Below are 22,180 nucleotides of genomic sequence, written 5' to 3'. Positions count from 1 at the left end.
CGAGAGGGAGAGGGGCTGGGGGTGAGGGAATCGTCCGATCCAAGGTTCGCGCCCGGGTCGTGTAGACTGCGGACATGGCGCGACCTTCTCGTCCTCCCGGCTTCGACATGACGTACCGCCCGGACAGCACGGTGTCGTTCGGGCCGCCGCTGAAGGAACGCCTTCCCTGGCTCGCCTACCTCGCGGTCGCGCTGCTCATCTCGGGCGCGATCGTCTACGGGCAACACGCCCCGACGAACTCCTGGCTGTTCAAGTACGTCGTCGAGGACGATCGCCACCGCATCATGCCGGCCAGCGTGTGCGCGATCATCCTGTTCTGCAGCGCGATCGCCGGGGTGTTGCGCGACCAGATGCGCGGCGTGGTGGTGAACCCGGAGGGCATCGTGCTGCGCGAGCTGCTCTCGTTCGGGGTGCCGCGCGTGCGCCGCTGGAGCTGGTCGCAGATCGACAAGGTGCGCATCCCGAAGACCGAGCAGAAGGGGCAGGAGCTGCCCGTCCTGCGCGGCAACATCGGGCTCGATCTCTGGGACGGGACGAGCACGCTCCTGCCGCCCGTGAACAACATGCTGGAGCTCGCGATGATGCTCGAGCGCGTGGCCCTCGCCCGCGCGATCCCGCTCGAAGGCACGACGGGCATGCTCGACGACCTGCAAGCCGCCGGCGTCGACAGCAAGCGCGCGCCCGCAGCCTGATTACTGCCTGTTTTTCTCCTCGAAAGAAGACGTCATCGCCGCCCGCAAGGGTGCGTCCGAAAGGATGTCGAGCGCCGTGAGCGCCATCGCCTGCGCCGCCGCCATCATCGCCTCCGCGCCTCGATCGCTGTCCGCATACCGCGCGAACGGGCGCTCGTGGCACATCGTCTCGCCCTCGTCGCAGATCGCGATCAGCGGGTGGATCGAGGGGATCACGTGCGAGACGTCGCCCATGTCGGTCGAGCCCATGCTGCGCACGGGGTCGACCAAGCGCGCAGGCCTGCCGAGCGCGGCGAGGTGCTCGCCGAAGCGGCGCGCGAGCGGGATGTTCGGGCGCAGATCCTTGTAGCCGCCCCGAACCTCGATCTCGACCTCCACGCCACACGCGATCGCCGCGCCGCGCGCACATCGCTCGACGAGCGCGCGCACCATCGAGAGCTCGGCGAACGACGGCGCGCGCACCGCGAAGTCGACCACGGCGCGCTCGGGGATGATGTTGACCGCCTGGCCGCCCTCGACGACGACGCCGTGCACACGCGTGCCGTCCCGCAGTTGCACGCGTTGCGCGTCGACGAGGTGCATCGTCGCGAGCGCCGCCGCGAGCGCGCTCTTGCCCTCCCACGGGGCCATCGCCGCGTGCGAAGGCACGCCCTTGAAGCGGAGCGAGAGCCAGTAGCTCGCGAGGGAGGTCGGCGCGAGAAGATCGCAATCGTAGGGGTGAAACATGATCGCGGCCGTGACGCCCTCGAACACGCCGGCCTGGAGCAGGCGGATCTTGCCGCCGCCGCCCTCTTCCGCAGGCGTGCCGATGATCTCGATCGTGCCCGCGAAGGACGGCCGCGCGCGTGCAATCGCGAGGAACGCGCCGAGCGCGCCGCCGGCGATCAGGTTGTGGCCACACGCATGTCCCATCTCGGGGAGCGCGTCGTACTCGGCGAGGATCGCCACGCGCGGGCCCGCGCCGTCGCCGAGGCGCGCGCGGAACGCCGTCGCGAGGCCACCCGTGCCGCGTTCGACGGGGACACCCTCGGCCTCGATCGCATCGCAGATCCATGCTGCGGCGCGCGTCTCTTCGAACCGTAACTCCGGGTGCGCGAAGATGCGCGACGCGACGTCGCGGACGATCGGCGCGACGGCACGCGCGGCCGCGAGGATGGCTTCCGTGTAGGGTCGATCGACGGACGTCGTCTGCATGGATAGATCGCGCAGCATACAGCCCTCTCGCGCGGCGCGCCCGTGACGCGACGCCGCGCCGGGATGCGTTAAGCTCGGCCCATGCCCCGCGCCTCGATGCTGTCCGAGGTCCTCCGCCGGCGCTTCGATCCAGCCCTCGAAGCGGTGATGCGCAAGCTCAGCCGCCACGACGTGCGCGGTCCCCTCCGCGCCGCGCTCGCGCTGCACCGCAACAAAGCCATGCGCCGCACGATCGAGCGATTCGCACCCGCGGTCGCCCCGCTCGAACATGCCGTGCTGCAAGGCGATGGCGCGGCGATCGAGCGCTTCGACACGCTCGTCGCCGAGGCCGTCACGGCGATGCGCGCCGAGCGGCCGAGGGATCTCGATGGAGACGGAGGCTCGCGGCTCACGGAGCTCTTGCATGCGGTGGACGCGCGTCTCTATCGCGATCGACCGGAGCTCATGGATGATCCGAGCTTCCCGGAGGACGAGCGGACGCACGCGCTCGACGTGCTCGATCGGTTCAACCACTGCACGGGGATCTACGAGACGGTGAAGGCCGCGATCGATCCGCTGGTGGAGGCGGCGAGCGCGGGAGGAAAGCGGCCGATCGTGCACGACGTCGCGGCGGGGCACGGCGGGCTCTCGCTCTACCTCGCCGAGCGGTTCGGGGAGCGGGTCGCGATCGAGGCGAGTGATCTGCGGGAGGAGTACCTCGCGCTCGGGCGCGCGCAGGCGGCCGAGCGCGGACTCTCGGTGCGGTTCTCGGTCGAGGACGCGCTCGCGCTCGGTGGGCTCGAGGAGCGGGGCGTGGACGTGATCACCTGCACCCAGGCGATCCACCATTTCCCGCCGGGGATGATCGCGCGGATGATGGGCGAGGCGGCGCGGCGCGCGCGCGTCGGCGCGTGTTTCATCGACGGGGAGCGGAGCTACACGTCGCTCGGGCTCGTGGCGCTCGTCGGAGCCCTGTACGGTCGGACGTACACGTTCTACTACGACGCCGTGACCTCGATCCGACGCATGTTCTACGAGGAAGAGCTCGCGCTCGTCGCGGCGCTCGCGCCGGGGATGCCCAAGGTGCGCGTGGAGACGGGCATCGCCCCGCCATCGCACGTCTACGTGCGGATCACGCGGGAGTCATGATGGAGCCGCGCCACGTCTTTCTCCTCGGCGCGCTCGCCCTCGCGGCGTGCAACACGTCCTCGCCGCCCGAGCCCACGCCCGAGCCGCGCCCAGAGGCCGCGACGCCGCGCCCGCCGCCGTTCGATCCGAAGAAGGTGACGCTCGACGACAAGGCGATGGGCACGCACGTCGTGATCACGACGTACACCACGCGCGAGCTCGACGAGGCGGCGATCCGGCCGAAGCTCGACAAGGCGCTCGCCGAGATCCGCAGGCTCGAGCGGCTCATGACGACCTGGCGCGACGACAGCGAGATCTCGCGCATCAACCAGGCCGCGGGCAAGCAGGCCGTCGCCGTCGGGCCCGAGACGTTCGAGGTGATCAAGAAGAGCATCTCGGTCGCCGATCGCTCGGAGGGCGTCTTCGACATCTCGTTCGAGGCGATGCGGGATCTCTGGCGCTTCGACGAGAACAAGGTCGAGGAGGTGCCCTCGAAGGCCGACATCGACAAGGCGCGCGCGCTCATCGATTACCGCAAGATCAAGCTCGACCACGACGCGCGCAGCGTGCTGCTGCAGAAGCCCGGCATGCGCTTGAGCCTCGGCGGCATCGCCAAGGGTTACGCCGTCGACGCCGCGGCGAAGGTGCTCGCCGCCGAGGGGCTCGCGTCGTTCTACGTGCAGGCCGGCGGCGATCTCTACGTGCGCGGCAAGAAGCCCGACGGCTCGCCTTACCGTGTCGGCGTGCGCGATCCACGCGGGCAAGGGCCGAACGACTACTTCGCGATGATCGACGTCACCGACCACGCGTTCTCGACGGCCGGCGACTACGAGCGCGCCTTCGTGAAGGACGGCAAGCGCTGGCACCACATCATCGATCCACGCACGGGGTATCCCGCGATGAAGAGCCGCAGCGTGACCGTGTGGGCCAAGGACGCGTTCACCGCCGACGGGATCGACGACGCGATCTTCATCCTCGGCCCCGACAAGGGCCTTTCGATCTGCGAGGAGCTCGACGACTGCGGCGCGGTCGTCGTGGACGAGCACAACAAGGTGTGGGTCTCGAAGCGGCTGGAGAGCAAGATCCAGATGCTTCGAGATCCAACGGATGGGGTTTAGCCGCTAGACGCCGCGGAAGGCGGGCTTGCGCTTCTCGGCGAACGCGCGCAGCGCTTCGAGCCGATCCTCGCTGCGCAGCGTCTCGTCGTAGTAGACGCGTTCGAGCTCGAGGCCGAGCTCGAGCGGCACCTCGTAGGACGTGTCGATCGCCCGGAGCGCGGCGCTCTGCGCGATCGGCGCGCCGCTCGCGATGGGCTCGATCCAGGCGATCGTGTCGTCGAGGACGTTCGTGCCCGCGGGCGAGACGCGGTTCACGAGCCCCCACGCGAGCGCCTCGGCCGCGCCGAGCTTCCGGCCGAGCAGGATCATCTCCTTGGCGCGCGCGTCCCCCACGACACGCGGCAGACGCTGCGTGCCGCCTGCGCCCGGGATGATGCCGAGCGTGGTCTCGGGGAGCGCGAGCTCGGCGTGCGGCGCCGCGACGCGCAGGTCGCAGATCAGCGCGAGCTCGAGCCCGCCGCCGAAGGCGACGCCGTTGATCGCCGCGATCACGGGCTTCTCGCTTCGATCGAGCACCCCGAGCTCGCTGCGGTAGAGGCCGACCTGCTTGCGCACGTCGTCGGGGCTCATGCCCTGGCGCTCCTTCAGATCGGCGCCCGCGCAGAAGGCCTTGTCGCCCGCGCCGGTGAGCACGATGGCGCGGACCGACGGATCGCTCACGAGCTCCTTGCCGAGGCGACCGAGGGCGTAGAGGGTCTCGCGCGAGAGCGCGTTGCGACGATCGGCGCGGTCGATCACGAGCACGCCGACGGCGCCGCGACGCTCGACTTTCACGGGGGAGGTTTGATCGGACATGCGCTCGTGCGTAGCGAAGGCGGGCTCGCGCGCAAAGAGGCTCGTCGTTGTGCGATGCTCGTGCCTTGCGACATGAAACGGCAAACAGGTACGGGGCGGCTTGAAAAACGAAACGTCGTGGGGTGCGGGCTCCTCGGCCTGTGGATGGCCTGTGCGGCGGCGTGCTCGCCCGACGTAGGGCCCGGCGTGACGAGCGGGACGGGCGGCTCCGGCGGCGCCGGCGGATCGGGCGGATCCGGCGGCGTGGGCGGCGCGGGAGGCGCGGGAGGTGCAGGCGGCGATGGCGGACCGGGCCCGACGCCCGCGTTCGGGCACGTGTGGAGCAAGAGCTTCGGCGAGACGGACATGCAGTCGATCGAGAGCGTCGCGATCGATCCGGCGACGGGCGACGTCGTGGCCGTCGGATCGTTCCGAGGCGTCGTCGACTTCGGCGGCGGACCCCTCGTGAGCACGGGGGAAAACGATCTCTTCGTCGCTCGCTTCGGACCCCTCGGCGAACCGAAGTGGAGCAAACGCTTCGGCGACGCCGCGAACCAAGAGGCCTTCGCGGTCGCCATCGATCCCGCCGGATCGATCTACATCGGCGGCGCGATCCAAGGCGCCATGGACTTCGGCGACGGACAGATCCTGACGAGCGCGGGCAACGACGACGCCTTCGTCGCGAAGCTCGACGCGCAGGGCAACCTCGCCTGGGCCAAACGTTTCGGTGACGCCAAAGTCCAGCGCACGACGCGGATCGTGATCACACCGTCCGGACGCATCGTCCTCGGCGGCTCCTTCACCGGCACGATCAACTTCGGCGGCACGGACCTCGTCTCCGCGGGATCGAGCGACATCTACGTCGCCGAGCTCGACGCCGAGGGCGCGCACGTCTTCTCGCGGCGCTTCGGCGGCGGAAGCTTCGAAGACCTCGGCGGGCTCGCGGTCGATGCCACGGGATCGCTGCTCGTCACGGGCACCTTCGACACCACGATCGACTTTGGCCCCGTCGCTGGCGGCGCGCTCACGAGCATCGGCGGACACGACATCTTCTTCGCCAAGCTCTCCGCGAACGGCACCGGCCTCTGGGCGCGTCGCGCGGGCGACGCCGGGCCCCAACGTGGGCTCGCGATCGCGGCGGCGCCGAACGGCGACGTGATCATCGCGGGCGAAGCCTCCGGCACGCTGTACCTCGACGCCCCCGTGCTCTACGCGAAGGGCGACCGCGGCCTCTACCTCGCGCGGTACACGTCGAGCGGCGGCATCGTCTGGGGCCAGATGTTCGGCGGCGAGCTCTCCGGCACGTTCGGCGTCTCGCTGCGTGTGGATCCCACCTCGGAGAGCATCCTCGCCGCGGGCTTCTTCGACGACGAGGTCGACTTCGGCGGCGGACCTCGCTCCTCGGCGGGCAACGTCGACGTGTTCGTCGCGCGCTTCACGATGGACGGCGTGCACCTCGGCTCGCGCACGTTTGGTGGTCCAGGCGCCGACGGCGCGCTCGCCCTCGACCTCGGCCCGCAGGGTGACGTCGTGATCGGCGGCGCGTACGCGGGCTCGATCGACTTCGGCGGCGGCGCGTTCACGACCACGAGCACACTCGACGCGAGCGGGTTTTTGGCGCGCCTCTCCCCCTGAAGTCGGGCCCCACGCGGCTGATCCGAGGAGCGCCGATCCATGGCATGCTCGGATCGATGATAGGCAGGATCCAAAGGGGTTTGGCTTGGTCTCATCGGCACCTCGGCGCCTTGATCGGCGCCGCTTCGATCATCGCCGTCGGGGCGGCCGCGTGCACGCCGGAGGAGCGCGACTTCGGCGACACGACGAGCTCGAGCGGCTCGGGCGGCGCCGGCGGCAGCATGGGCTGCGCGGAGAACGAGCAGAGGGCCTGCTACACCGGACCTCCTGGCACCGAGGACATCGGCGCCTGCAAGAAGGGCATCCAGATCTGTCTGCCGAACGGCTCGGGCTTCGGCGAGTGCTCCGGTGATGTCCTGCCGCAAGCCGAGAACTGCCTCACGCCCGAGGACGAGGCGTGCAACGGCGACGATCCGGCCGAATGTCCGCCGCTCGATCACGTGTGGAGCAAGGGTTTTTCCACGGCCGACGAGATCTACATCCGGGCCGTCGCGGTCGACCCGAAGACGCACGACATCGTAATCACGGGCGAGCTCCGCGGCACGCTCGATCTCGGCGGCGGACCGCTCGCGAGCACGGGCAGCTCCGACATCCTGCTCGCGAAGTTCAGCGCCGACGGCACGCACCAGTGGAGCAAGCGCTTCGGTGACGCGTCGTCGCAATCGAGCGCCGGCGTGGCGATCGACGCGTCCGGGATGATCTACCTCGTGGGCGCGGTCTCCGGCGCGATCGACCTCGGCGACGGGACGCTCACGAGCGCGGGCAGCACCGACGCGCTCGTCGCGAAATTCCAGCCGAGCGGCGAGGTCGTGTGGGCCAAGCTCTTCGGCGACACGGGCTCGCAACGCGCCACGGCCGTCGCGCTCACGCAGGCGGGGCAGGTCGTCGTCGGCGGCGAGTTCCAGGGCACGATCAACCTCGGCGGCGCGGCGCTCACGGCCCCGATGGACACGGACCTGTTCGTCGCGCGGCTCGATGGATCGGGCTTCCACTCGATGTCGCGCCGCTACGGCGGCGGGGGCTTCGAGGAGATCGTGGGCCTCGCGGTCGACACGAAGGACAACATCGTCCTTACGGGCCACTTCAGTGGATCGGTCGATTTCAGCGTCGCGGGCATGTTCACGAGCGCCGGCAGCAACGACGTGTTCACGCTCAAGCTCATGCCGAACGGCAACCCCGTCTGGGCCAAGCAATGGGGCGACACCGCCAATCAAGAGGCCCTCGGGATCGCGGTCACGCCGAGCGACGAGGTCGTCCTCTCGGGGCGCTTGGCCGGCGTCATCAGCTTCGACGACGGCTCCACGATCGAAGCCGCGCCCATGGCGACGAACGCGTACCTCGTGAAGCTCGCGTCGGACGGCACGCTCGCGTGGAGCAAGGTCGTCGGCGGACCAAAATCCCTCTCCGACTGGGGCGTGTCGCTCGGCGTGGCGAACGGGCGCATCGTGACCGCGGGTTGGTTCAGCGATACGGTCGACTTCGGCGGCGGACCGCTGACCGCGTCCACGCAGGTGAGCCCCTTCGTCGCGCAGTTCGAATTCGACGGAACACACCGGAGGTCGCGCACGTACACGACCGACATGCCGGCCGGCGTGCTCGCGCTCGGCGTCATGCCCACCGGCGATCCGATCCTCGCGGGCCTGAGCTACACGCCGATCGATCTCGGCGGCGGCGTGCTGAAGCCGGACAACGCCCAGCAAGCGCTCCTGTTCCTCGCGCGTCTCTTGCCCTAAGGAAATCCTTTCATGTTCGAAGCAATGAAACGTGTTTCGCTCACCCTCGCCGGCATCGCCTCGCTCGGCGCGATGGCGCTCGTGGCGTGCTCTCCGGAGGAGCGTGCGTTTGGTACGTCGGGCACGGGCGGCGCGGGCGGCGCGGGCGGCAGCGGCGGCGGCATGGTGTGCACGCCCGACGAGCAGCGGTCCTGTTACACCGGCCCGCCCGGCACCGAGGACGTCGGCACCTGCAAGCCGGGCATCCAGGTCTGCCTGCCGAACGGCACGGGCTTCGGCGAGTGCGGCGGCGAGGTGCTGCCGCAGGCCGAGGACTGCCTGACGACCGAGGACGAGGCGTGTAACGGCGTCGATCCGCTCGAATGTCCGGCGCTCGGCAACGGCTGGCTGAAGACGTACGGCGAGCTGTTCTCCCCGCAGATGATCTCGGACGTCGTGATCGCCCCCGACGGCAACATCGTCATCGCGGGCGGGTTCGGCGGGACGATCGACCTCGGCGGCGGCCCTCTCGCGAGCACGGGCAGCTACGACATCCTCCTCGCGAAGCTCACGCCGAAGGGCGAGGTCGTCTGGGCCAAGCGCTTCGGCGACGCGGCCCAGCAACAAGCGAACGCCGTCGCCGTCGACAAGAACGGCGCGATCTACGTCGGTGGACGCGTGTTTGGCGCGGTCGACTTCGGCGGCGGCGTGCTCACGAGCGCGGGCTCGGGTGACGTGTTCGTCGCGAAGTTCGACGCGAACGGCGATCACGTCTGGAGCAAGCTCTTCGGCGACACGGCTTCGCAAGACCTGCGATCGATCGTGGTCACCAAGGCGAACCAGGTGATCGTCGCCGGCAACTTCGCGGGCACCATCGACTTCGGCGGCGCGCAGATCCCGTCCGCCGGCGGCAACGACATCTTCCTGGCGAAATTCGACGAGACCGGCTTCCACGCGGCCTCGCGGCGCATGGGCGGCATGGGCGCCGACGAGGTCCGCGCGATCGCCGTCAACGACATGGACCAGGTCGTCGTCACGGGCGTCTTCGCCAGCACGATCGAGCTCCCCACGGGAAACGTGATCACGAGCAAGGGTGGGCTCGACATTTTCGCCGCGCAGTTCTCGCCGAGCTTCACGCCGCTCTGGGCCCATGGATGGGGCGACTCGTTGGGACAGCAAGCGTTCGATGTCGCGATCGCGTCGAACGGCGACGTGTTCCTCACGGGCGCGTTCGAGGGCACCCTCGACTTCTTCGGGCAGACGCTCCAATCGCCCGATCCCGCCGCGCGCGCGCTCTACGTGGCGCGCATCGCGGGCACCGGAGACAGCGTCGTCTGGGCGAAGGCGATCGGCGACACGACGTCGTACGTGACGCAGGTGAGCCTCGCGTTGAACACGGCCGATCAGCTCGCGCTCGCCGGCACGTCCCAGGGCGGCATGGACTTCGGCGGCGGGCTCCTCATGGCCATCGAGGCCGGCGACGTGTTTTTCGCGAAGCTAGGCAGCGACGGCGCGCACGTCTCGTCGCGTGTCCTCTTGAGCGGCGGCAGCAAAGGCAACGACGCGGCGAACTCGGTGCTCGCGCTCGCGCTCTTGCCGACGGGCGATCTGATCGTCGGCGGTCAGAACCGCGCCGCGTTTGTGATCAACAAGGCGCTCGTCGGCCAGCCCGACCCGAAGGACGGCGACGCGTTCCTCGGGCGCTTCTTGCCCTGACGACGGCGGCTACCGGCCTCCGCGCGCCTTCTTCCCCATCTTCGACAGAAACGGCCGCACGAGCGCCTTCGGCAGCGCGTCCACCGTCATCGCCATCGCCCGCGGCACGACGCCCGGGATGACGCGCGCTTGCCCTCGCTTGAGCCCCGCGACCGCCTCTTCCGCGCACGTCACCGCGTCCACGTAGACTGCTTTCGGAAGCTCCGGCCGCACGTCGCTCCCCGCGACCTCCTGGAACTCCGTCGGCACCGGGCCCGGACAAACCACCGTCACCGACACGCCCGTCCCGGAGAGCTCCGCGCGCAGGCCCTCGCTCAGGTGGTTCACGTACGCCTTGCTCGCCGCGTACGTGCTCATCGCGGGCGACGGCAGGATCCCCGCGATCGATCCGACGTTCAGGATCGCCCCGGATCCACGCGCCACCATCGGCGGCACGAGCCGCGAGAGAAGCATCGTCGTGCTCACCACGTTGAGCTCGAGCATCCGCTCGATCTTCTCCCAGTCGCGCTTCTCGAGCAGGCCGTAGTCGCCGAAGCCCGCGTTGTTCACGAGCACGTCGATGACCTCGCCCGCCTGCGCGAGGTCGTCGAGCATCGCGCCGAGCGCCTTCCTGTCGAGCAGGTCGACCGCGCGCACGAGCACCCGCAGGCCCGGACGCGCGGCCGTGAGCTCACGCGCGAGCTCGTCGAGCCGCTCGCGCCTCCGCGCCACGAGCACGAGCGCCGCGACCTCGCGGCCGAGCACACGCGCGAGCTCGCGGCCGATCCCCGCGGACGCGCCGGTGACGAGCGCCGTTTTACCGCGAAGCTCGTTCATCCTTCTTCCTCTTCTTGCCCTTGTCGCCGGACTCTTTTTCGGCCTCGTGTTTGTCCGCGGCGCGCACGTGGTGGACGCCGTTCGGCTTGCTCTCGGCCTCCTTCGGCGCGAGCAGCGCCTCGAGCTTGCCGAGGCGCGCCTTGAGGTCGGCGTGCTCGCTCCGCAGCGCCTCCAGGTCCTCGCGCAGCCGCTCGGACTCGCGCTTGCCTGCGCCGCCGAGGTCCCGCAACGCCTCGCGGATCCGCCGGCGCACGCGGCCGTCGAGCTCGCGTTCGAGGTGGCGCGAGAGCGGCCCGCGGGACTTCGCGTCGCCGATGTCGACGAGCGCGCGCACCACGTCCACCTTGAGGTACGGATCCGACTGATCGAGCAGATCCTCCAGCGCCTCGCGCACCTTGCGATCCGTCGAGAGCTTCGGCAGCGCCGTGATCGCGGCGCGCCGGCCGCGCGTGGGGATGCCGTACCGGGTCCGCGTGAGCACGTGCGCCTGCGCGCGCTCGTCACGCAGGGCCGCGAGCCCATCGAGCGCGCCCGCGCGGACGATGTCCGACCACGAGGGACGATCGAGCACCTCGATCAACGTGTCGAACGCGACGCCCTGCCGAGTCGCGCCGAGCGCGCGCGCGGCCTCCGCTTCCACGAGGTAACTCGCGTCCCGGAGCGCGAGGCTCTTCAGCGCCTCCGCGGCCTGGGCCTTGCGGAACTTGCCGAGCGCCGCCGCGACCGCGCGCCGCACCTTCGCGTGCCCCGTCCGCGCGTGGGCGAGCAGGTGCGCGAGCGCGTCGTCGCTGCGCACGTCGCCGAGCGCCGAGGCCGCCTCCGCGCGCACGCCCCAGAACTCGTCCTCCTTCGCGAGCGCCGCGCCGAGCGCGCGTGTCGTCGCCGGATCGTCGAGCTTGCCCATCAGGCTCGCGGCGAGCAGCCGCCCGCGCGCCGTCGTCGCGCCGGCGAGCTGCGCGCGCAGCATGTCGGCCGGGCACTCGACCCGCACGTCGCCCACGATCCGGAGCTCCGGATCCACCACGACGAACGCGGGCCGCTTGGGCACGCGGATCGTGAACGTCGCCGCCTGCGACTCCACGCGCCGCACCTCGCGCCGCACCTCGCCGTCGATGGCGATGTCGAGCTCGAGGTCGAGCGCGAAGACGTGCGTCCCGGCGTCGTCCTTGTCCTTCTCCTTGCTCTCTTTCGCGGCCTGCGCCTGCTTGACCGACACGGTCAGGGCCTCGCCCCCGTGATCGATCTTCACCTCGAGCTCCGGGTGCCCGGCGCGGAACACCCACTGCTCGAAGAAGCGCTCCAGGCTCTTGCCGCTCGCCTCTTCGAGCGCGCGCATGAGGTCGCGCGTCTCCACGATCCCGCGCGCGTGCCGCTCCAGGTACGTCTTGATGCCGCGCCAGAACGCCGCGTCGCCGAGCTCGAGCCGCAGCATGTGCAGGACGCACGCGCCCTTCTCGTAGAGGTGACGATCGAAGATGTCGATCGGCGCCTCGTAGTCCTGGCACACGATCGGACGCCGGTAGCGCCCGCCGGCCTCGCCGAGGTAGGCCGCCACGTCGCCGCGCACGCCGTGCTCGTACTCGTCGCGGCCGAGGTACCCCTCGCGATCGACGTGCTCCATGTACGTGGCAAAACCCTCGTTCAGCCACGCGTGGGACCAGTCGCGGCACGTCACGAGGTCGCCGAACCAGTGGTGCGCGAGCTCGTGCGCGATGAGGTCGTCGGCCGTCACGTCGATCGCGGCGCGCTCGTCGAGCAAGATGTGCTCGTACATCGTCGTCGCAGTCGTGTTCTCCATCCCGCCGAAGATGAAGTCGCTCACCACGATCTGCGAGTACGTCTCCCACGGGTACGCGACGCCCGTGAGCTTGCCGAAGCGGCGCACCATGTCCGGCGTCCGCCGGAACGTTCGTTTGCCCTCGTCGGTTTTTCCTTTGGGCACGAAGTAATGCAGGCGAACGCCGTCGGCCTCGTCGTCGATGCGCTCGAACTCGCCCGCGACGAGCGTGAACAGGTAGCTCGGGTGCGGGTCGTCCATCCGGTAGCGGTAGACGCCGCGCTGCTCCTCGTCCTCGTCGCTCTCGCGCGCGCCGTTCGACAGCGCGAACCAGCCCTCGGGCACCGTCACGCGCAGCGAGGTCGACTGCTTGTTGTGCGGTTTGTCGATGCACGGGAAGAAGTGCCGCGCGTCCTCGTCCTGGCACTGCGACCAGACCTGCGCGGGCCGATCACGCACGTGCTCGTCCGGCGCGAGGAAGTAGAGCCCCCGCCGCGGCGTCGCCGAATACCGCACCCGCACCGTCACGCGCGAGACCGCCTCGGGGATCGACACGCGCAGCGTCTGCCCGTCGTACACGTGGTCGACCGGAGCGAATTTGCCCGCGTCGCCCGCGCGGAGCTCGACCGCTTCGAGGTCGAAGCCCACGGCGTCGAGCGCGAGCTCCTTGGCGCCCGCGTCGATGCGCGCGACGTCGAGCGTCGCCTCGCCCGAGACCGACTTCTTCGGCACGTCGAGGCGAAGGTCGAGCGCGATGTGCGTGACCGAAAACGGCCGAGCCCGTTCGTAGACGCGCTGCACGCCGGTGAGCGCGAACGGGCGCCCGGAGGCAGCGGAGGCGGACGAGTGGCCGTAGGACGAAAGCGTTGATCCGCACGCGCAGCGGTCGTGGAGGCGGTGCTCGAGGCTCATCGGGCGGCGAGTCTTACCCAACAAACTCGCCGAGCAAAGCCCCTCGCCCCGGGAAAACCGCGCTAGCCTCGCCCCGCGCCCATGAACCGCCGCGGACGCACGCCTCTGCTCGCCGGGGGGACGGGCCCGAAAAGCCCGGCCGGAGCCTCGTCGCGCCCGCGATCCGGGCCCCAGGGCCCCGCGCAGCACACGCTCTTCGCGGCGCAAAAGGCCGCTCCCTCGAAGGACGGCACCGTGACCCTCGAAGGCGAGGTCGTGCGTGTCACCTACGAGAACGACCAGACGGGCTTCCGGGTCGTGAAGGTCGCGATCGACGGCCACGAGGCTCCCCTGCCCTGGGTCGGCCGCTTCCAGCCCGTCGCTCCCGGCACGCGCGTCCGAGCGACCGGTCGCTACGAACGGGATGGTCGCCACGGCGACCAGCTCCGCGTCGAAACACTGCTCGAGATTGCACCACAGACTTTGCAGGGCCTCGAGAAGTACCTCGGCTCGGGCATGGTCCACGGGGTCGGGCCCGTGTTCGCCAAGCGGATCGTCGAGGCGTTCGGCGAGGACGCGCTGCGCGTGCTCGACGAGGAGCCCGAGCGCCTCGGCGAGGTGCCGGGGCTCGGAGCACGACGCGCCGAGGCCGTGGCCAAGGCGTGGGCGTCGCAGCGCGTCATCCGCGACATCATGATTTTCCTCCAGCAGCACGGCGTCTCGCCCGCGCTGGCGACGCGCATCTACAAGCGGTTCGGCGCCTCCGCGATCGAGATCGTCAAGCGCGCGCCCTACCGGCTCGCGCTCGACGTGTGGGGCGTCGGGTTCAAGACGGCCGATCAGATCGCGCGCGCCATCGGCGTTTCGCCGGACGCACCCGAGCGCGCGCAGGCCGGCGTGCTGCAGATGCTGAGCGACCTCGCGGGCAAGGGGCACGTGTACGCCGAGCGAAACGCGCTCGTCTCGGCGACCGCGCTCATGCTCGAACGCGAGGAGGAAGGCGTCGATCGCGCCATCGACGTGCTCGCGCTCTCAGGCCGCGTGCGCGTCGAGACGTTCCCCTCGGGCGAGGTCGCCGTCTACGAATCGTCGCTCTACGAAGCGGAAGCGCGCCTCGCCGATCGCCTGCTCGCGCTCCTCCGCGCGACCGGTCGTCCCCTCTCGGGCCGCCGCGGCGAATCGCCGGACGCCGTCGCCAAGGCCGCCATCGAGAGCTTCGAGGCCCGCACGCGTGTCGCCCTCGCGCCCGCGCAACGCGACGCGATCGAGCAAGCCGCGCGGAGCAAGGTCCTCGTGATCACGGGCGGCCCCGGCGTCGGAAAAACCACGATCGTCCGGGCGATCCTCTCGCTCTTCGACCTCGCGGGCCACACGGTGCGCCTCTCCGCGCCCACGGGCCGCGCCGCCAAACGCATGAGCGAGGCCACGGGGCGCGAGGCCGTCACGCTCCACCGCATGCTCGAGTTCGACCCGAAGGAGCGTGGCTTCCTCCGCAAGAAGAGCCGCCCGATCGAGGCCGACGTGATCATCGTGGACGAGGCCTCGATGATCGACCTGCCGCTCTGCGACGCGCTCACGCAGGCCGCCTCCGACGGCGCGCGGCTCGTGCTCGTCGGCGACGTCGATCAGCTCCCGTCCGTCGGCCCGGGCGCGGTCCTGCGCGACGTCATCGCCTCGGGCGCGATCCCGACGGTGCGCCTCTCGCAGATCTTCCGCCAGGCCGAGGGCAGCCTCATCGTCCAGAACGCGCACCGCATCCACGACGGCGAAAAACCCGAGGGCGCGACCGACAAGCGCGGCGAATTCTTTGTCTTCCAACGAAGTACGCCCGAGGAGGCCGCCGCCACGATCCACGAGCTCGTCACCGAGCGCATCCCACGCGGCTTCGGCCTGCATGCCGTGCGCGACGTGCAGGTCCTCTCCCCGATGAACAAGGGCCCCGTCGGCACGATCGCGTTGAACGAGGTGCTCCAGCGCTCGCTCAACCCGGACGGCCCTTCGGTCACCCGCGGCGGCAAGCTCTTCCGCCTCGGCGACAAGGTCATGCAGCTCAAGAACGACTACGACCGCGAGGTCTACAACGGCGACGTCGGCCTCATCCGCGCGATCGACGCCGAGCAAGGCACGCTCACGGTCACGTTCGACGGCCGGGACGTCACCTACGAAGAGAGCGACCTCGACGAGCTCGTGCTCGCCTACGCGACGAGCATCCACAAGAGCCAGGGCAGCGAGTATCCGGCCGTGGTGATCACGCTGCTCTCGCAGCACTTCGTGATGCTCTCGCGGAACTTGCTCTACACGGCCGTCACGCGTGGAAAGCGTCTCGTCGTGCTCGTCACGGACGGCCGAGCGCTCAGCCTCGCGCTCTCCGAGACGCGGCGCGAGGAGCGGCAGACCGGCCTCGCCCATCGACTCCGCCGCGGCTGACTCGTTGGTATCGAGGTGCGCGGAACGCCTCGGATCCGCGGGGGGCCGTTGCTCTGATGGGGGCATCCTGCTAGCCTGCCCGCCCCTCGTAACCAACGACATTTCTTTCCCGTTCGACGCGACGTCGAGCGGCGACCGCGGGCGCAAGGCGCGCCCCGCGTTTCCCGGGTGGAGCGACCATGGCGCAGAACGGACAGCAGGGTGGAGTGGCGGCGGGACTTCAGATCACGGGCGGCGCGGCCATCATGGCGCCCGTCAGCGCATTCCCCAACGGAGTGCCTGGCAACGCTCTCATCGTGATTCCCCTGTCGAAGGTCGACGACGAGACCAAGGCCATGCTCGACAAGGGCCCGTCGCTCGTGACGCCCGAGCAGATGTGGAAGCTGCTCGGCTTCAACGGCCCCGCGGTGCAGGTGCAGGACGACCAGGGCCGCCCGATCGCGATCGGCCTCGAAGACCTGCTCTCCGGCCTGGAGAAGCACTGGCAGGAGCAGCCCGACGACCTCAACCGCGCGCGCATCTACGCGCAGGAGCTGCTCAAGTACAACCGCCTGCAGCGCGCCGAGCAGGTCCTCTCGAAGGTCGTGGCGAAGGGCGGCACGGGCGACGACTGGCTCGCGCTCGGCATCGCGCAGCTCCAGCAGGAGAAGTTCGACAAGGCCGAGGGCACGCTGAAGGGCGCCCAGAACCTCCTCAAGGACAACCCCTACCCCTCGCTGCACCTCGCGAAGGTCTACCAGCAGAAGAAGGAAGTCGAGAAGGAGCGCGAGTTCGTCGACAAGGCGATCGGCATCAGCATCGGCTGCATCGATGCGTGGGCCTACCTCTACCAGTACCTCAAGCAGCACGAGGGCGAGGACAAGGCGATCGCCGAGATCGAGAAGATGGCCGCCGACAAGAAGAGCGCCGCGCCGTACATCGCGCTCCAGGGCTTCTTCGCGAATGACGACGCGACCCGTGATCGCGCCGTCACCTACGCGAAGAAGGGCGTCGAGATCGCGCCCGACGATCCGCTCGCGCTCCTCTGCCTCTCGGCGCTCTACGGCCAGAAGGGCGACCTCGAAGCCGTCATCCGGCTCCTCCAGCCGCACGAGGCGAAGATGAGCCGCGACGTGCGCATCGCGAACAACTACTTCGAGGCCCTCTTCCAGTCGCGCCAGATCGAGAAGGTCACGAAGCTGCTCAACGCCCTCGCGGGTTCGCCCAACAAGGAAGTCAAGCAGTTCGCCATCGAGCGCTCGCGCCTCGTCGCGCAGTTCCTGCAGCAGCAGCAGCAGCAGCTCGCCGCCGCCGCCCAGCAGCGCAAGTAACAGCGCAACGCGACCCCACGCGCGGGGGCTCCGCAACCTGCGTCGAGCCCCCGGGCAAACCCCCCGAATCCCTCGCATCGATGACCACGGACGGAGCACGATCCGTCCACTCGGCAATTTCGTGCCGCTCGTCTTTCACATTTGGAAGCGGGCAGAAACCCGGGTAATCTCCGGATCGTGCGCACGTGGCGACCGCGTCCCCCCGTCGTGCTCGTGGTCGATGACGACCCCGACATCTTGAGGCTCCTGGGGATGTGCCTGGAAGCCGAGGGGTGTGAGGTGCGCGAGACGATGTCCCCCGCGGCAGCCCTCGAGCGGCTCGACCGCGTCGACGTCGTCGTCGTCGACCAGCGCATGCCCGAGATGAGCGGCACGGACTTCATCGAGGCCGCGCGCTCGCACGGCTACGACTGCCGCTTCCTCGTGATCTCGGGCAAACGCGGCGCGCGCGCCGAGGCCGCGCAGGCCGGCGCCGAAGGGTTCCTCGCCAAGCCCATCGGCATGCGTGATCTCATCGGCGAGGTCGAACGGCTCTTCTACCTCGGCTTCGCGCCCCCCTCGCACGTGGGCGTCCCGAAGGCGCCTATCTCCGGCGTGCCCTCGCCGAAGAGCTCGTCATAACGTCCCCCAGGCCCGCTCGATCGCCTCAGCGACGCCCGCGTCTTCCGCGCTCCACGCGGAGAGCTGTTCGGTCGCGTGCTCCTTCACGTGCAGCGGCGCGCTGCCCATCGCGAACGATCGCCCCGCGACCTGGAACATCGGCACGTCGTTGAGCCAGTCGCCCACCGCGACGACCTCGTCCACCGTGCAGCCGTGATAGTCCGCGAGCCACGCGATCGCCGTGCCCTTCGTGGGACCGGCCGCGCGCACCACCATCGCGTGCGTGTCGGCCCCGCGTGTCACCGCGAATCGGATGACGAACGCCGCGCCGCCGAGCTCGCCTTCGAGCTCCTCCGCGGCTGCGTGCACGCTCTCCTTCGATCCGATCGCCACGACGGCGAGCAGACCTCGCTCGTGCTCCCAGTACGGGTGCGACGTGACGCTCTCGACGACCGTCACCCGCGGCGACCACGTTCGCACGTAGCTGCTCCACGGCGCGCCTGCGGCGTCGTGCACGATGCTGTCGTGCGCGAACACGAAGCTCGCCGTGCGATGCCGCTCGAGCACGCGCCGGAGCTGCGCGGCGTGATCGCCGGCGAGCGAGGCGTGGTAGTGCTCGCGATCGTCACGCGCGTCGACGATGTGGCTCCCGTCCACGCACGCGATCGGCCCCTGGATCCGCGCTGCCACGGCCGCGTCGCGCGAGCCCGAGTAGAGCCGGCCCGTGCAGATCGTCACGGCCACGCCGCCGCTTTGCAGGCGCTCGATCGCCCAGCGATCACGCTCGTGCAGCGAGCCATCGTGACGGAGCAAGGTGCCGTCGAGGTCGAGGGCCAGGAGCTTGTATGTCATCGCCGCGGTTCGTCCTCGCCGCTCGGCGCGTGAACTTCGTTGGACGTCAAATGGACGACGGGCGATCGACGGGGTTTTTCCCGCCGTATCGCCCGGCTCGTCTCGATCACGAACGCAGAAGGTTCAGGCCGGATAAACCGAGACCTGCTTCTTCGTGTTCGACTTCCACTCGTACTTCACGACGCCCTCCACGAGGGCGAAGAGCGTGAAGTCCTTGCCCGTGCCGACGTTCTTGCCGGCGTGGATCGACGAACCCACCTGCCGCACGAGGATGCTACCCGCCGAGACCTCGGTCCCCGCGTACACCTTCACGCCGCGCTTTTGTGCGCTCGAATCACGCCCGTTACGGGACGAGCCGCCGCCTTTTTTATGAGCCATGCCGGTTTCTCCTAGGCGCTGATGCCGGTGATCTTGAGCTCGGTGTACGGCTGCCGGTGGCCGGTCTTGCGGCGGTAGTTCTTCCGGCGCCGGAACTTGAAGATCACGACCTTCTTGCCGCGATCCTGCGCCTTGATCTGCGCCTCGACCTTTGCACCCGCAACGAGCGGCTGGCCGATCTTGGTGGCCTCGCCGCCGACGAGCAGGACTTCGTTGAACGTAACCGTGTCGCCGGCGTTGCCGCTCAGCTTCTCGACGCGCAGCACCTGGCCTTCGCTGACCCTGTACTGCTTGCCGCCCGTCTTGATGACCGCGTACATGTTCGTGCCCTCGAGCCCTACGACAGTTGCTTCACCGACGCACTCCGCCGGGAAACAAGGGAGCGGAAGTATACGGACGCGCGTCCGTTCCGCAAGCTGATCAAATGCGCCTCCGTCCCTTTGGATCCAGAGCCTCCGCAAGAGGCTGGTCCGGGCAGGCTGGAAACGGGAGCGAAAGGGGGATCAAGGCGGACGAACGGGGCCGTTTCGCCCGCCAGGCGAGGAGGTTCCGATTCCGAGACTGTGGGCGCGCCAGGGGCGGTCTGTCTACCAGCTACCGTGGCTGCCGTGCGAGCCGTGGCTGCCGTGCGAGCCGTGGCTGCCGTGCGAGCCGTGCGAGCCGTGCGACCCGTGCGAGCCATGGCTGCCGTGCGACCCGTGCGAGCCGTGCGACCCGTGCGAGCAGTGCTGCGCCGGGATCACGCCGCCCGCGTCGTCGCCGATTACGCCGGCGCGATCCGCCTCTTCGCTCGCCTTCGCGCCGACCTCGCTCTCCGTCTTGGAGAGCATGCCACCCGGCTTGCGGGAGAAGCTCGGCAGCCCACCTGTTCCGTTGTTCGCCATCGTGGCCTCCCTGATCCCAAGTCCCGTTGCGCCCGCGTCGATCGTTTGCCCTCAAGATGCCGACGACGCGTGGATGAAGTGCGTTCGCGCCCGGACCGTGGTCCAGCGCCGGAGGATCTCGACCGTCTTCGGGTCGTTCTCGCGCAGTTTGTCGAAGAGAAAATCCTGGATGCCCTTGTGGACGGCGCACAAGGTGCTCTCACGCATCCTACCGAAGATCGTGCCCTGCGTCCGGTAGCTGTGCTCGGGCTGAATCCCACAGTACGGCGTGTACGTGCAGTTCACGCAGTCGGGCTGCGCCTCGCGGATCGACGCCATCACGAGCGCGCGCACCGTCTCGTGCTTCATGAGCGAGCGATACGTCGAGGTGAACACGTCGCCGATCTGGAACGCGGGATCGCCGGTCTCGTACATCATCCGGCCTTCGTCGCTCGAGAAGATCTTCCCGTCGTAGTTGTACGCGAGCGCGCCGATCCCCGAGCCGCTCGGATTGCGGATGTCGAGGAAGTTCGGGTCGTCGTCGCCGAGGATCTTCGTGAGGAAGATCGATCCGTACCGCTCGAGGACCTGCTCGCCGCGCCGGTTGAGGTCGAGGATGTGCTCGACCGCGGTCCGGTAGAACGCGTGGTACGCGGCGCGATCGTACTCGACGATCTGCGCGGTCTTGCCCGCGAAGCCGAACGGATCGATGGGGCGGAGGAAGATCGCGCGACACCCGAGGCCGACGTACGTGTCGACGATCTCCTTCGGGTACTTGAGCGCCTCGCGCGTCGTCGTGAGCAGCGCTTCGACGTGGTAGAGCGTCGGGTCGAGGCCGATGTCGATGTAGGCCTTGTTGATGCGCTCGATCCACTTCACGGCCTCGCGATGCGCGTTGCCGCCGGCGAGGATGCGTTGCTTCGTGTGCAGGTGCTCCGGGCCGTCGATGCTCGTGCAGACCTGGACCTTGCGATCGACGAGGAAGGCGAGCTTCTCCTCGTCCATCAAGGCCAGGTTCGAGACCATCGTGAACTCGAGCCCCTTGCCGTAGGCGCGGTTGCGAGCGAGCGCGTACTCGATGACGTGCTTCATCACCGGGAAGTTCGCGAGCGGCTCGCCGCCCTGGAACTCCAGCGTCACCGAGGGCGAGGTCGACTGGAGCATCAGGTCCACGACCTTCTCGCCGATCTCCGGCGTCATGTCGGTGTGGACCGCGTCCATGTTCGCGCGGCTCGCGTGGCAATAGACGCACGTCTCGTTGCAGCGGAGCGTGACGACCGCGATGTGCAGGTTCGGCCCCCAGTTGAGGAACCGCTTCTTGTACGCGATGCGCTCGGCCGCCTTCGCTTGATCGAGCCCCTCGCGGAGGAAGCTCCGCGACGCGAGTCTCTCGTGCAGCGGCGACGCCGGATCGAGCTCGCCGCGCGCGAGCGAGCGGAACTCGTCCTTCGTGACGAAGAGCCAGTCGCCGAGAAAGTTGGTGAGCAAAATGTCTCCGCCCACCTCGCGGAACCGGAACGGCACGAGGCCCGCGGGCGCCTTCGCCGCCGGGCCGAGCTCGGTGAAGAGCGTCGAGAGGCCGGTCATGCCGCACCTCCCGATCGCGCCTTCTCGATGGTCAAACCGAGCGCGTAGTTCGCGAGCTCCGCGGAGAGCACGCGCTCGTCGATGCCTTCGCTCGTGGCCTCGGGCTTCGCCGTCACCTTCACGACGTACGCGCCGCCGTCGCGCGAGAGCTCGGCCGTCGCGTACGCGGCGTACGTCTTCACGGCCTCGTCGATCGCGAAGCCGTCGTAGAGCTCCTCGTGAAACCTGAGCTCGATCACGACGCCTTCTCGCCCCCCGACGCGTTCTCGCCGGCGCCTTCGGCCTCGGCCTTCGTGCCCTCGGCCTTGCCCTTCTTCTTGTACTTCTCCTCCCAGCTCATCGCGATGCCGAGCGGATCTTCGAAGGCCGTCTCCTCGCCGATGTCCATCGCGAGCAGCTCGTCGAGCCCAGGCGGACCCGCCGCGCCGCCGAGCGCGCGCGCCGTGATCGACTCGATGAGCTTCTTGTTCTCCTCGACGATCCTGAGGCGCCACGTCTGTCCGAGCAGCTCGTTCTGGAACTCGCCCACGAACGCCTGCGTGTCAGCGCCCGCCTTCTTCGCCTTGAGCGTCACCTGGATGCGCCGATCTCCCGCACGATCGAGGTGTACCCAGCAGCGATCGATGAAGACGTACGCCGCTCCGTAGATCGCATCCTTGGGGTACAGGTCCTCGTCGAACTCGATCCGGACCGAGCCCTCGCCCAAGTGAAACGACATGTCGCTCATTCGC

At 69.3% G+C, this 22,180-nt stretch carries 20 protein-coding genes; 9 read left to right on the top strand and 11 right to left on the bottom strand.

Annotation, left to right across the window (positions count from 1 at the left end; all coding sequences use genetic code 11):
* Nucleotides 1-74: 74 nt before the first annotated feature.
* Nucleotides 75-692 carry a hypothetical protein gene (locus QHF84_RS38785; RefSeq protein WP_281318592.1) on the top strand — a complete coding sequence of 206 codons (618 nt, stop codon included), beginning with the start codon at nt 75-77 and terminating at the stop codon, nt 690-692.
* On the opposite strand, the gene QHF84_RS38780 is transcribed toward QHF84_RS38785, so the two are convergent.
* A complete protein-coding gene (locus QHF84_RS38780) occupies nt 693-1,886 on the bottom strand; it encodes a M20 family metallopeptidase (RefSeq protein WP_281318591.1) in 1,194 nt (397 codons plus the stop codon).
* Nucleotides 1,887-1,967: 81 nt separating this feature from the next.
* On the opposite strand from QHF84_RS38780, the gene QHF84_RS38775 reads away from it, so the two are divergent.
* Together QHF84_RS38775 and QHF84_RS38770 are read left to right on the top strand one after the other, a co-directional pair.
* On the top strand, nt 1,968-3,014 hold the full coding sequence (locus tag QHF84_RS38775) for a methyltransferase domain-containing protein (protein ID WP_281318590.1): 1,047 nt from the start codon (nt 1,968-1,970) through the stop codon (nt 3,012-3,014).
* On the top strand, nt 3,011-4,111 hold the full coding sequence (locus tag QHF84_RS38770; protein WP_281318589.1) for an FAD:protein FMN transferase: 1,101 nt from the start codon (nt 3,011-3,013) through the stop codon (nt 4,109-4,111). Before QHF84_RS38775 ends, QHF84_RS38770 begins: the two co-directional genes overlap by 4 nt.
* A 3-nt stretch (nt 4,112-4,114) precedes the next feature.
* Here QHF84_RS38770 and QHF84_RS38765 read toward each other — a convergent pair whose 3' ends face one another.
* Nucleotides 4,115-4,906 (bottom strand): enoyl-CoA hydratase-related protein, encoded by a 792-nt coding sequence (locus QHF84_RS38765; protein ID WP_281318588.1) that lies wholly within the window; start codon nt 4,904-4,906, stop codon nt 4,115-4,117.
* A gap of 72 nt (nt 4,907-4,978) precedes the next feature.
* Here QHF84_RS38765 and QHF84_RS38760 point away from each other — a divergent pair, with 72 nt between their 5' ends.
* From QHF84_RS38760 to QHF84_RS38750, 3 genes are all read left to right on the top strand, one after another.
* A complete protein-coding gene (locus tag QHF84_RS38760; protein ID WP_281318587.1) occupies nt 4,979-6,520 on the top strand; it encodes a hypothetical protein in 1,542 nt (513 codons plus the stop codon).
* An 80-nt stretch (nt 6,521-6,600) separates the two neighbouring features.
* Nucleotides 6,601-8,253 carry a hypothetical protein gene (locus QHF84_RS38755; RefSeq protein WP_281318586.1) on the top strand — a complete coding sequence of 551 codons (1,653 nt, stop codon included), beginning with the start codon at nt 6,601-6,603 and terminating at the stop codon, nt 8,251-8,253.
* A 12-nt stretch (nt 8,254-8,265) separates the two neighbouring features.
* On the top strand, nt 8,266-9,948 hold the full coding sequence (locus QHF84_RS38750; RefSeq protein WP_281318585.1) for a hypothetical protein: 1,683 nt from the start codon (nt 8,266-8,268) through the stop codon (nt 9,946-9,948).
* Nucleotides 9,949-9,957: 9 nt separating this feature from the next.
* Here QHF84_RS38750 and QHF84_RS38745 read toward each other — a convergent pair whose 3' ends face one another.
* Both QHF84_RS38745 and QHF84_RS38740 read right to left on the bottom strand, forming a co-directional pair.
* A complete protein-coding gene (locus QHF84_RS38745) occupies nt 9,958-10,764 on the bottom strand; it encodes an SDR family oxidoreductase (protein ID WP_281318584.1) in 807 nt (268 codons plus the stop codon).
* Nucleotides 10,745-13,453 carry a M1 family aminopeptidase gene (locus QHF84_RS38740; RefSeq protein ID WP_281318583.1) on the bottom strand — a complete coding sequence of 903 codons (2,709 nt, stop codon included), beginning with the start codon at nt 13,451-13,453 and terminating at the stop codon, nt 10,745-10,747. The genes QHF84_RS38745 and QHF84_RS38740 overlap by 20 nt, the downstream gene beginning before the upstream one ends.
* Before the next feature lie 81 nt (nt 13,454-13,534).
* On the opposite strand from QHF84_RS38740, the gene QHF84_RS38735 reads away from it, so the two are divergent.
* The 3 genes from QHF84_RS38735 (at nt 13,535) to QHF84_RS38725 (ending at nt 17,790) form a co-directional block, all read left to right on the top strand.
* Entirely contained in the window at nt 13,535-15,859 is a 2,325-nt protein-coding gene (locus QHF84_RS38735) for an ATP-dependent RecD-like DNA helicase (RefSeq protein WP_281318582.1), read from the top strand.
* 179 nt (nt 15,860-16,038) lie between these two features.
* Nucleotides 16,039-17,169: a hypothetical protein gene (locus QHF84_RS38730; protein WP_281318581.1), complete on the top strand. Its 1,131-nt coding sequence runs from the start codon at nt 16,039-16,041 to the stop codon at nt 17,167-17,169.
* Nucleotides 17,170-17,346: 177 nt separating this feature from the next.
* Nucleotides 17,347-17,790, top strand: a complete 444-nt coding sequence (locus QHF84_RS38725; protein WP_281318580.1) for a response regulator — start codon at nt 17,347-17,349, stop codon at nt 17,788-17,790.
* Here QHF84_RS38725 and QHF84_RS38720 read toward each other — a convergent pair.
* The 7 genes from QHF84_RS38720 to hxsD form a co-directional block, all read right to left on the bottom strand.
* Entirely contained in the window at nt 17,785-18,621 is an 837-nt protein-coding gene (locus QHF84_RS38720; RefSeq protein ID WP_281318579.1) for an HAD hydrolase family protein, read from the bottom strand. The genes QHF84_RS38725 and QHF84_RS38720 overlap by 6 nt on opposite strands.
* A gap of 123 nt (nt 18,622-18,744) precedes the next feature.
* The gene (gene rpmA / locus QHF84_RS38715; protein ID WP_136933508.1) at nt 18,745-18,999 is read right to left on the bottom strand and encodes a 50S ribosomal protein L27; all 255 of its coding nucleotides are present in this window, start codon (nt 18,997-18,999) and stop codon (nt 18,745-18,747) included.
* Between the two features lie 11 nt (nt 19,000-19,010).
* Nucleotides 19,011-19,319, bottom strand: coding sequence for a 50S ribosomal protein L21 (gene rplU, locus QHF84_RS38710; RefSeq protein ID WP_272416970.1), 309 nt, complete (start codon nt 19,317-19,319; stop codon nt 19,011-19,013).
* A gap of 267 nt (nt 19,320-19,586) precedes the next feature.
* Complete coding sequence (gene hxsA4, locus QHF84_RS38705) at nt 19,587-19,883, bottom strand: His-Xaa-Ser repeat protein HxsA4 (RefSeq protein WP_136933506.1); 297 nt, start codon at nt 19,881-19,883, stop codon at nt 19,587-19,589.
* A gap of 51 nt (nt 19,884-19,934) precedes the next feature.
* Nucleotides 19,935-21,449, bottom strand: coding sequence for a His-Xaa-Ser system radical SAM maturase HxsB (gene hxsB, locus QHF84_RS38700; RefSeq protein ID WP_281318578.1), 1,515 nt, complete (start codon nt 21,447-21,449; stop codon nt 19,935-19,937).
* On the bottom strand, nt 21,446-21,688 hold the full coding sequence (locus QHF84_RS38695; protein ID WP_281318577.1) for an HxsD-like protein: 243 nt from the start codon (nt 21,686-21,688) through the stop codon (nt 21,446-21,448). Before QHF84_RS38695 ends, hxsB begins: the two co-directional genes overlap by 4 nt.
* Nucleotides 21,685-22,167, bottom strand: a complete 483-nt coding sequence (hxsD, locus tag QHF84_RS38690) for a His-Xaa-Ser system protein HxsD (RefSeq protein WP_281318576.1) — start codon at nt 22,165-22,167, stop codon at nt 21,685-21,687. The genes QHF84_RS38695 and hxsD overlap by 4 nt, the downstream gene beginning before the upstream one ends.
* Nucleotides 22,168-22,180 lie beyond the last annotated feature (13 nt).

The sequence above is a fragment of the Polyangium sp. y55x31 genome, assembly GCF_029946505.1.
GTDB lineage: Bacteria > Myxococcota_A > Polyangia > Polyangiales > Polyangiaceae > Polyangium.
This window is presented reverse-complemented; position numbering and strand designations above follow the sequence as displayed.